The 9313-nt window shown below is 60.2% G+C and carries 10 protein-coding genes and 1 pseudogene; 3 read left to right on the top strand and 8 right to left on the bottom strand.

Annotated elements, in window-relative coordinates; translation table 11 throughout:
- Nucleotides 1-713: 713 nt before the first annotated feature.
- A pseudogene (locus H8B02_RS48860) lies at nt 714-842 on the top strand (Mu transposase domain-containing protein); the annotation flags it as partial.
- Nucleotides 843-876: 34 nt separating this feature from the next.
- Nucleotides 877-1194: a hypothetical protein gene (locus tag H8B02_RS48855; protein WP_376711628.1), complete on the top strand. Its 318-nt coding sequence runs from the start codon at nt 877-879 to the stop codon at nt 1192-1194.
- A 12-nt stretch (nt 1195-1206) separates the two neighbouring features.
- Here the strand turns inward: H8B02_RS48855 and H8B02_RS09155 are convergent, their stop codons facing one another.
- From H8B02_RS09155 to H8B02_RS09140, 4 genes are all read right to left on the bottom strand, one after another.
- On the bottom strand, nt 1207-1446 hold the full coding sequence (locus H8B02_RS09155) for a hypothetical protein (RefSeq protein ID WP_229165898.1): 240 nt from the start codon (nt 1444-1446) through the stop codon (nt 1207-1209).
- A gap of 53 nt (nt 1447-1499) precedes the next feature.
- Nucleotides 1500-2297: an ABC transporter ATP-binding protein gene (locus H8B02_RS09150; protein ID WP_229165897.1), complete on the bottom strand. Its 798-nt coding sequence runs from the start codon at nt 2295-2297 to the stop codon at nt 1500-1502.
- The gene (locus H8B02_RS09145; RefSeq protein ID WP_229165896.1) at nt 2297-3151 is read right to left on the bottom strand and encodes an ABC transporter permease; all 855 of its coding nucleotides are present in this window, start codon (nt 3149-3151) and stop codon (nt 2297-2299) included. The genes H8B02_RS09150 and H8B02_RS09145 overlap by 1 nt, the downstream gene beginning before the upstream one ends.
- 151 nt (nt 3152-3302) lie before the next feature.
- Nucleotides 3303-4328 carry an ABC transporter substrate-binding protein gene (locus tag H8B02_RS09140; RefSeq protein ID WP_229165895.1) on the bottom strand — a complete coding sequence of 342 codons (1026 nt, stop codon included), beginning with the start codon at nt 4326-4328 and terminating at the stop codon, nt 3303-3305.
- A gap of 667 nt (nt 4329-4995) precedes the next feature.
- Here H8B02_RS09140 and H8B02_RS09135 point away from each other — a divergent pair.
- Nucleotides 4996-5541, top strand: a complete 546-nt coding sequence (locus H8B02_RS09135) for an L-2-amino-thiazoline-4-carboxylic acid hydrolase (protein WP_229165894.1) — start codon at nt 4996-4998, stop codon at nt 5539-5541.
- A 183-nt stretch (nt 5542-5724) separates the two neighbouring features.
- On the opposite strand, the gene H8B02_RS09130 is transcribed toward H8B02_RS09135, so the two are convergent.
- From H8B02_RS09130 to groES, 4 genes are all read right to left on the bottom strand, one after another.
- Nucleotides 5725-6348 carry a helix-turn-helix domain-containing protein gene (locus H8B02_RS09130; protein ID WP_229165893.1) on the bottom strand — a complete coding sequence of 208 codons (624 nt, stop codon included), beginning with the start codon at nt 6346-6348 and terminating at the stop codon, nt 5725-5727.
- Nucleotides 6345-6560 carry a hypothetical protein gene (locus H8B02_RS09125; RefSeq protein ID WP_229165892.1) on the bottom strand — a complete coding sequence of 72 codons (216 nt, stop codon included), beginning with the start codon at nt 6558-6560 and terminating at the stop codon, nt 6345-6347. The genes H8B02_RS09130 and H8B02_RS09125 overlap by 4 nt, the downstream gene beginning before the upstream one ends.
- Before the next feature lie 512 nt (nt 6561-7072).
- The gene (gene groL / locus H8B02_RS09120) at nt 7073-8698 is read right to left on the bottom strand and encodes a chaperonin GroEL (RefSeq protein ID WP_229165891.1); all 1626 of its coding nucleotides are present in this window, start codon (nt 8696-8698) and stop codon (nt 7073-7075) included.
- Between the two features lie 86 nt (nt 8699-8784).
- Nucleotides 8785-9072: a co-chaperone GroES gene (gene groES, locus H8B02_RS09115; protein WP_028340011.1), complete on the bottom strand. Its 288-nt coding sequence runs from the start codon at nt 9070-9072 to the stop codon at nt 8785-8787.
- Nucleotides 9073-9313: the final 241 nt, after the last annotated feature.

The raw sequence follows: 9313 nt of genomic DNA, 5'->3' as shown, positions 1-9313 counted from the left end.
TGGGCGAGCCGTCACGGATATAAACTGCTGCTAAAGCACGGATGGCCTGTGTCAAACTGAGCAACACGGCCAAGCGTAAACGCTCCATAGGCATTCCGAGCACTAGACGCAGAAGACGCCTTTCTTGATTTCGTCACCAAAACCGCAGCGACAAGCGCTCTGCCCGCGAACCAAGCCAGATGTCTCCGTTGCTGTTGGCTAAGACGTTCAGCTCGACGACTTCAGGTAGGCGCTGATTGCGATCGGCTCCTTCGATGGCACGTCGTTCGACTGGGGCCACGCGCCGGCCTGGACTCATTTTGCATGTTCCTGGCCCGGTTCGCCGGGTCCGGCGATGTCCCGCTGGGACGGTGGTCGTGGTGACCTCGGTCAATCGGCTGGTGGCGGGGGCTCGCCCGCACGCCGTTGCAAACGATGAGGCACCCGATCCGGACATCATCATGAGGCGCTTGCGACCTCGGAAAGGACCATGACCCCCGCGACGGGCACCTGATCGCATTGAGATTTAGGTAACGGCTAATCGGCCCACGAATACGAGCTGGCTATCGATCTCACAGCCGCGCTCGCCCCGTCTCCGCAACCCCGACCCGCTCCGTCGGGCCGAGCGCTACCGTTTTGCCGAATGGCTTCTGAAAGAAATTGACATCAATCCGCAATTAAAGGGCCGATTGACAGACCGGCCGGCACTCAAGGCCTTGCCGGAGAGCCCTTACGTGTTTGCCGAGTGGCGGATCTGCCGGGTCAGCATCGACTATCACGTCGAGGTCGAGGCGCATTACTACAGCGTACCGCATCGCTTCGTCCGCGCCGAAGTTCAGGTACACGTCACCGCCCGCACCGTCGAGATTATCCACAAGGGTGAGCGGATCGCCGCGCATGAGCGGCAACCACAAGCACACGACCGTGCCGGAGCACATGGCCTCCAGTCATCAGCGCTACGCCGGCTGGACCATCGAGCGCATCCGCAAGGATGCCGCCATCATCGGACCTGCCACCGCGGCGCTGTGCGTTTCGCTCCTTGACGGCATCGGCGCCGGCATTTTCGGCGCGCCGTGTCCGTTTCCTCTGGTCGTCGCCGACGTGACGTGCCCAGTTAGCGTGCGCGTCGCCGCTTGCGATTCAGTGCGAACGAACGTACGGGCTGGACGTCTAATCAATCGCCAGAAGACTTATCCTATTGGAGGAGCTGATTAGGTACCGGGAACACTAAGACCGGCGCGGACCATGCAGCAGTAGGCTCGCCGACGCGAGGATGGCACCGATCCAGAAGGTGCCCCACCAATAGTTGATGATTGAGACCGGGTGCGCGCCTCGGCAAAGCGAGCGGGCAAGATCGCAGATGTCGGAACGACCAACGAGGCAACGCCCCGCCTCCGGGATCGAGAGGTAGGCGTACAGGATGACCTCCTGGTACGTAATCCACCACCAGACGATAGCGAATGCCAAGACAAGAATCCCGATCGGACGAAGGCCCGCCGCTGTCCGCGCCACCATTCGCATCAGGTCGGAAGGCCGAGGGTTGCGAGAATGCTGCGGCGGAGCGTCACCAAATCCGGATCATCGCGATGTCTCGGATACGGTTTGTCGAAACGGAATTCAGCTTTGATGTGTGCAGGACGGTCACTAAGTACGATGACGCGGGACGAGAGCAACAGCGCTTCCTCGACATCATGCGTGACCAGGAGCGCGGTGAAGCCATTGCGCTGCCACAAACCCACCAGTTCTGCTTGCAATGTCAACCGGGTCAGTGAATCGAGCTTGCCCAACGGCTCATCAAGCAAGAGCAGCGCCGGGTCGTTGACCAGTGCGCGCGCCAGTGATGCGCGCTGTGCCATGCCGCCAGATAGCTGGTGGGGATACGCGTCGGCGAACGCCTCGAGCCCCACGAGTGCCAGCGCACTGTCGACACGCTCGTGCTCCTCCCTTAGCCGGCCCCGCGCCTCCAACCCGGTCGCCACGTACTTCCACACAGAAGCCCACGGAAACAGCGTCGGATCCTGAAAGACCAGACCGCGAGATGGATCAGGACGGGTGATGGGTCGGCCATCTGCCAGGATGCTGCCGCTGGTCGGCCTCTCCAAGCCTGCGATCAGGCGCAGCAACGTCGACTTCCCGCAGCCAGATGGTCCAAGCAACGCTACAAAGTCTCCTGGTGCAATGCTGAGATCGAGCGTCTCGATCACTGGAAGTTGCGAACCCGTAAGGCTGAACCGATGGCTAACCGCATGGACGTCGATAGCCATACTGATAGGCCCCGAAATGCCAGGCTCAGCTGGCGCGAGCGCTGCGATGGACATCAGATAAACCCCTCCTGCCAACTCAGCAGGCGGTCACGCACCACAAACAGCAACGGGATGAGACCCGCGCACAATATCGCCATGATGATCAAGGCGGCATAAACATTCGCATAGCCGGAATAGGCAGTTTGGAACTGGATGTACCAGCCGAGCCCGTATTTCGCACCGAGCATTTCGGCCACCACCAGGACGGCAAACGAATAATAAAGGGCCATGAACAAGCCGACAAAAACATGCGGAGTCGATGCTGGGATTGCCACTCTGCGGATCAGGTACCAGTTGTCCGCACCGAGGATGCGGCCGACATCGTAGAATGTGCGATTCACGGAACTGACCCCAGACGCAGTCAGGATTGCCACCGGAATGCCGGAGGCCAGCGCAACGATGAAGACGCTGGCGCCAAATGTGGTCGGGAAGAAATAGAAAGTACAGGGTATCCAAGCAGTCGCCGGAACCGGGCCGATCAGCTTCAGAAACGGCATGCCCCAGTAACTGAAGCGTTTCGACCAGCCGAGCGCTACACCGATTGCATAGCCAGCGAGGATGCCGGAGAGGAAGCCAAGCGTCCACAGGCGCAGCGTATAGCCAATGCAGATCAGAAGGCGTTGGCCATCGGTCACGTAAACATTGAGCAATCCATGCGGCGGGGAGAAGAATGGCTTGGGGAGCCAACCGAACTTCGCGGTGGTCAACTCCCAAAGGGCGAGCCACACGCCAACGGCGACAAACCAAGGCCCGTAATGCAGGAGCAAGTCACGGGTGCCTCCGAGACGGGGCACAATCGGTGACAGAATCACGAACAACACCGCAACGCCACCGGTAATCGCGGCGAACAGGCCCGTACTGCCCCCCATGGCACAACATCGGGAATCCCTATGGTGATCACAGCGGCCGCCGCCCATGCGAGCGCCGCTAGAAGACCCTCGCGCCACAGACCTCCAAAAAACGCCGCCGGCGCCGACAGTAGCCGGCGGCCTATCTGAATCGTATCGGTCACCTCAAGCCTCACGCCAACAGGTTGACCGTGACCCGCTCTGCAAACGTTTTTGGGTCAGTGGTTGAATCGAGCACTTTCACGAGCTTCAAATCCTCTGCGGTAATGCGGATCTGATCGACTAGCGGCTGACCGATCGGATAATCGTGATAAACCAGCGAGCCGAGGATCTCGGTCAGGTCGGCCAGAGACAGGCCAGCCGGTTTCAGCGTCTCGAAATACCACTTCGCCACTTCATCGGGATGATTGGCGGTGTATTCGTGCACCTCAATGTTGGCCTCCGCGAGCCGACGAAGAGCGTCCTTATTCGCGGCCAGAAATGGCCCGTTTGCACCGAGGACACAGCATGTGTGCCCCTCGTATACGTCGGTTTGTGTGTCCGCGAGCTTGATGAAATTGAATTTCTTCTCGATCGAGTACGCCCATGGGTCGAGATGCGCGGCAACGTCCGCCTCTCCCCTGTTGACCGCCTCGCCAACCAGATCGAAGGGCACGACCTTCCACGTGACCTCCGTCTCTGGATCGATGCCGGCCTTTGCTAGCGTGACCTGGAACGCGACCTTCGGGGGTGATACAACATCGTAACTTGCGATCGTTTTTCCCTTGATCCCGGCAATGTCCCTGATGCCGGACGCCTGCGAAGCCAGCAAGCGCTGGCATCCGCCGTGCGACCCCACGAACAGCTTAACATCGAAACCCTGCTCCAGCGGCTTGAGCCAGTCTCCAACAAGGCCGGCGCCCGCATCGGCCTTGCCTGTTGCTAGTGCTTGGATCAGGGTCTGGCCACTGGCGCCCTGATAAAACAATTCGACATCAAGATTGTGCTTGGCATACAGGCCCTTTGCTACCCCGAAACCTAGCGGAGAATGACACGCGGCCACCTCGGTCCAGGCGAGCCGAATCTTGGGTGCCGGCCCGGCCACTGCAGGTGAATAGATATTGTTTCCAACGAAGCCAGCCGATGCCGCCAGCCCTGCCATGCCGGTCGCCTTCAGAACTGTTCGGCGCGAAACATTGTGAGTCCTCAATCTGCTCATACCAACACTCCAATGCAAAACGGTGCCTTACGACCAATGAGCTTGTTCGGGCCCCAGTCGCTGCTTGCGCTGCGGGCGCAACAAATGCGATCGATGTGGAATGATGCGTTCTTATCTCTTGAGTGTCGAGCCACTGTCAGAAATAACGATGCACGCTCTGCCGAGCGATGGCTCGGCATACCGTTTGTTTCCGAGCTATTCTTGATTGCAGTCCATTTTTTCCGGTTGCTTCGTGACTGTTCGCATTCAGCCCTGGTTTCGGTTGTCCGCTGGCATTTCCCTGACGATCCATGTTTCGGGCCATCGAACCGGACAATGGATTTCTCAGGTCGACCAGCGGTCATCGACCCTCTCGGACGGATCGGCGCTACGTAAGCTGGCGTCTCAACTGTCCATCGGCAACAAAAAGCTGCCCCCTAGCCGCCGATCTACGTAGAGCTCCATTGTCCACGGCTCGGAATGCGCCGAACCGAACCACACGTACTTATTTTGTAAACGTTCTTGACCCGCGTCCAAGGAGAATGGCTCTATCAGCCGATCTGATTATGCGGATTCAAGCAGCCTTTGCCTTGCATAAGGCTGCCAGGCCGCAGCCGCGCGTCAGACGACTTCTGTCCCGCCCGGCCCCCAATAGATCCACCGGATCGAGAGCTAAATGGAGAGTTGCATGACCGATCAAACCGAAGCGGCTGACGCAAAGCCGGCCGGTTCTCCGTCGGACAACGAAATTGGAATTCTTGAACGGCGAAAGATTGAGGCGGGCATTATTGCGCCCATCTACGCCGTCATGTGCGAGCACTTCGGCGAGGACCAGGCCAAAGCTGTCCTCAAGCTGGCGATCCGGCGCGCCGCCATCGCCAGCGGCAAGCATTTTGCCGCGCGCTCCCCCGGCGGCACCAACATGCAGTCGTTTCGGGAGCTCCAGCCCCTCTGGACGAAGGACGATGCTCTGACGATCGAGGTCATCGCAGCGACGGACGATCAATTCGACTTCAACGTCCATCGCTGTCGCTACGCCGAGACCTACCGTGAGATGGGCCTCAGTTCCATCGGCCATCTCCTATCGTGCAATCGGGACGGCGCGTTCTGCGGGGGTTACGATCCGCGGCTCAAGTTGACGCGTACCCAGACGATCATGGCCGGCGCCGACCACTGCAACTTCCGTTATCGTCTTGAAGAGGACAAAGAGGCACCTGCCTTGGAGCAGCGCTAGTTCCGGCCATGAAGGACATGTTCATGAAGTGCTGCGAGAGCATGATGAACATGATGCAAATGGGCATGCCGATGATGATGTGCTGCGGCGGCATGATGATGTGCATGCCGATGAAGGCCGCCTGACAGGTCACGCACTGACAAGGGACACAGCGGGCCGGCCTTGCGCCCGGCCCGCTTGCTTTCAGGCTACGGTCTCGGCGTAGGTCATGACGAGGTAGAGGACCGCCTCGCTGGCGACCAGGTTCCTGTACACGTGCGGCACGTCTGCCTCGAACAGGATGGCATCCCCTTCGGCCAATGTCTGCGGCTTGTCGAGGCCGGCCGTGATCTCAACCACGCCCTTGGCGATGAAGAGGTTCTCGCGCGTTCCCGCTGCGTGCGGCTCCGCCGCCTCACGGTGGAGCGGACCGATCCTCAGCTCGTAGAGCTCGACCTGCCGACTGCCATCGAACGGAAACAGAGCGCGCGACGTGAATTGCCCTTGGCTCGATGACAGCAGCTTGGCATCGCTGCTTCTCAGGACCATGGGTCCCCGCGCAACCTCGGTCTGAAGCAGATTGGCGAAAGGCACGCGGAGGGCGTTGGCAACCTTCCACAGCAACGCAATTGTGGGAACGCTCTTTCCGATTTCGATCTGGCCGAGCATCGCTCGGCTTACTCCGGACTGCTTGGCGAGCCGCTCAAGTGAATGCCCCCGGCTTGTTCGCAACCTCCGCAAGTTGCGCCCGAGAATGGCCGGCAGTTCCGGGTTGATGCCGGATGGACGGTCCTGATCCGGCGACGAGGCGACGCTGCCGCCGCTCATGAAGCATCCCAGCGCACGGCCGTCGCTGCCGGCACCGGCGCAGGAATCCACACCCAGGTCGGCCAGAACCAGAAAAGCGGCGTCGCGAAGCTGCCCATCGACGCAGCATCGTTCCGCCAGAATGGCGTGCCGGGTTCAGTCCGCTGCTGGCGTCGTATCGACCGGAACGCGGCCAGATCAATAATCCGCGCTGAGCTTGCTGCTTCTGTCACCTTTTCCGATCCGCATTCGGTTGCAATGTCGGCATCCTAATTCCCCCGCGGGGGCCGGCAAGCTGTCGCCAAACAAAACAACACGCGCACCGTAAAGTCCTGCAGTGTAGCAAAGACTTCTCGAGTCTGCGCTTCACGCAGCAGCCGGCGACCTCTCCCATCGACCCGAGCCTGCCGCTACGACTTTAATGGCCGATCTCGGCTTCATGGCGCAGCTCGGTGACAGCCGGAAAAACAAAACATACGGATGCTGCAGGGACATCAGCTGGACCAAGCGCTTGATTTCTTTAAGTGTACCACGGAAAGCTCATCGCGACAGGTTGAGTGGTTAATTCCGGCCTCCGTGTAACACCATCTCACTTTCTCAATATTCAGTTCAGGCCGTCTCAACGGCTGGTCGTCGCGACGAAGCGACCGTCGCGAGGGATATCCGATCAAAGCCGCCATTCGATCGCGTCCCTCGCGACAGTCCGTTCTGCTCGATCAACCGGCGATGCTGCCGGCTGGGCCGCTCAGAACTCTCCCCCCGCCCCCGGAGCCGCAATTCCCGACTTGTCCTTTGGAAGTTCGGCCACTAACGCTTCCGTTGTCACGATCAGCGACGCGACCGACGCTGCGTCCTGCAACGCAGTGCGCACGACCTTGGCCGGATCGACAATGCCGGCTTCGATCAGGTCGACATACTCCTCGGTCTGCGCGTTGAAGCCGAACGTTGGCGACCTATTCTCGAGGATCCTCCCGACCACGATCGAACCTTCGACACCGGCATTCTCGGCAATCTGCCGGATCGGACTTTCCAGCGCCTTGAGGACGATGTTGATCCCCGCCTGCACATCGGTATTGCCATGGTTCAGCCGGCCGATGGCGGTCTTCGCCCGCAACAGCGCGACGCCGCCGCCCGGCACGATGCCCTCGGCGATCGCTGCCCGCGTCGCATTGAGCGCATCGTCGACACGGTCCTTCTTTTCCTTGACCTCGATTTCGGTCGCTCCGCCGACGCGGATCACGGCGACGCCGCCCGAGAGCTTGGCGAGGCGCTCCTGCAGCTTCTCGCGATCATAGTCCGACGTGGTTTCCTCGATCTGCGCCTTAATCTGCGCGATCCGGCTGTCGATATCTTTCCGCTTGCCCGACCCGCCGACAACGGTCGTGTTCTCTTTGTCGATCCGCACCCGCTTGGCGCGGCCGAGCTGCGACAAGGTCACGTTCTCGAGCTTGATGCCAAGTTCGTCCGAAATCGTCTGACCGCCCGTCACGATCGCGATGTCCTCGAGCTGCGACTTCCGCCGATCGCCAAATCCGGGAGCCTTGACGGCCGCCACCTTCAGGCCGCCACGAAGCCGGTTGACGACCAGGGTGGCGAGCGCCTCGCCTTCGACATCCTCGGCGATGATCAGCAGCGGCTTGCCGGACTGAGCGACTGCCTCGAGCACCGGAAGCAGTGGCTGCAGCGAGTTCAACTTGGATTCGTGGATCAGAAGATAAGGATCCTCAAACTCAATCAGCAGCTTTTCGGAATTGGTGACGAAGTACGGAGAAAGATAACCACGATCGAACTGCAGGCCCTCCACGACGTCGAGCTCGGTATCCAGGCTCTTCGCCTCTTCGACCGTAATGACGCCGTCGTTGCCGACCTTCTTCACCGCGTTCGCGATGATCTTTCCGACCGCAGCATCGCCATTGGCCGAAATCGTGCCGACCTGAGCGACCTCTTCCGAAGACTGCACCTTTCGCGCCCGCTTCTCGATATCCTTGATCGCCTCCGCGACCGCGAGGTCAATGCCCCGCTTGAGGTCGAGCGGATTGAGGCTCGCCGCGACGGCCTTTGCACCTTCCCGGACGATGGCCTGCGCCAGAACCGTCGCGGTCGTGGTCCCATCGCCGGCGAGGTCGTTGGTCTTCGAGGCGACCTCGCGCAACAGCTGCGCGCCGATATTCTCATATCTGTCCTCGAGCTCGATTTCCTTGGCGACCGTCACGCCGTCCTTGGTGATGCGGGGCGCACCGAACGACTTTTCGATGACCACGTTGCGGCCTTTCGGGCCGAGCGTCACCTTGACGGCATTGGCCAGCGTATCCACGCCGCGCAGCAGGCGGTCGCGGGCGTCGACAGAGAATTTCACATCCTTTGCAGCCATGTGCATTGTCCTTCATGCAAAACTGTCCCTACCTCGCGCCGGACCGCGAAGCATGACATCGTGGGGAATAGGGTTGGTAGTGAGTCCTAGGCGATCACGCCGAGAATGTCGGATTCCTTGGCGATCAGCAGATCCTCTCCATTGATCTTGACCTCGGTCCCGGACCACTTGCCGAAAAGAACCCGGTCGCCCTTCTTCACGTCGAGCGGAAGCAGCTTGCCAGTCTCGTCCCGGGCACCGCTACCCACGGCGACGATTTCTCCCTCCTGCGGCTTCTCCTTCGCCGTATCGGGAATGATGATCCCTCCCTTGGTCTTGTTGCTCTCTTCAATTCGACGAATCACCACGCGATCGTGCAGGGGACGGAAGCTCATCAGGACAACCTTCGAAATCTTGGTGTGGAAGCTCTCATATCAATGTCGCAGTCGCGTCGCCGCTCGCAGCAATGATGTGGCCAAAACGTAATGGTCGCGACCAATTCGTGTCCATGGCAAATTGCGTCGCGATCATAGACGATTGCTACCGGCCGAAAGCGGCGCAATGAAATGTTTCGATCGGTGCAATCCGATAAAGCCGGCTGGCCCATCGCGTCGGTGAGAGCAATTCAAACCGTCG

This window comes from Bradyrhizobium altum (assembly GCF_020889705.1).
GTDB lineage: Bacteria > Pseudomonadota > Alphaproteobacteria > Rhizobiales > Xanthobacteraceae > Bradyrhizobium > Bradyrhizobium altum.
The sequence above is the reverse complement of the archived record's forward strand: the minus strand, read 5'-3'. Positions and strand labels throughout refer to the sequence as shown.

Excerpts from the sequence above, each read along its gene's own strand:
- H8B02_RS09140 (WP_229165895.1), bottom strand. The coding sequence starts at position 4,328 with ATGAGCAGATTGAGGACTCACAATGTTTCGCGCCGAACAGTTCTGAAG.
- groES (WP_028340011.1), bottom strand. The coding sequence starts at position 9,072 with ATGAGCTTCCGTCCCCTGCACGATCGCGTGGTGATTCGTCGAATTGAA.
- H8B02_RS48855 (WP_376711628.1), top strand. The coding sequence starts at position 877 with ATGAGCGGCAACCACAAGCACACGACCGTGCCGGAGCACATGGCCTCC.
- H8B02_RS09135 (WP_229165894.1), top strand. The coding sequence starts at position 4,996 with ATGACCGATCAAACCGAAGCGGCTGACGCAAAGCCGGCCGGTTCTCCG.
- groL (WP_229165891.1), bottom strand. The coding sequence starts at position 8,698 with ATGGCTGCAAAGGATGTGAAATTCTCTGTCGACGCCCGCGACCGCCTG.
- H8B02_RS09130 (WP_229165893.1), bottom strand. The coding sequence starts at position 6,348 with ATGAGCGGCGGCAGCGTCGCCTCGTCGCCGGATCAGGACCGTCCATCC.
- H8B02_RS09150 (WP_229165897.1), bottom strand. The coding sequence starts at position 2,297 with ATGTCCATCGCAGCGCTCGCGCCAGCTGAGCCTGGCATTTCGGGGCCT.
- H8B02_RS09145 (WP_229165896.1), bottom strand. The coding sequence starts at position 3,151 with ATGGGGGGCAGTACGGGCCTGTTCGCCGCGATTACCGGTGGCGTTGCG.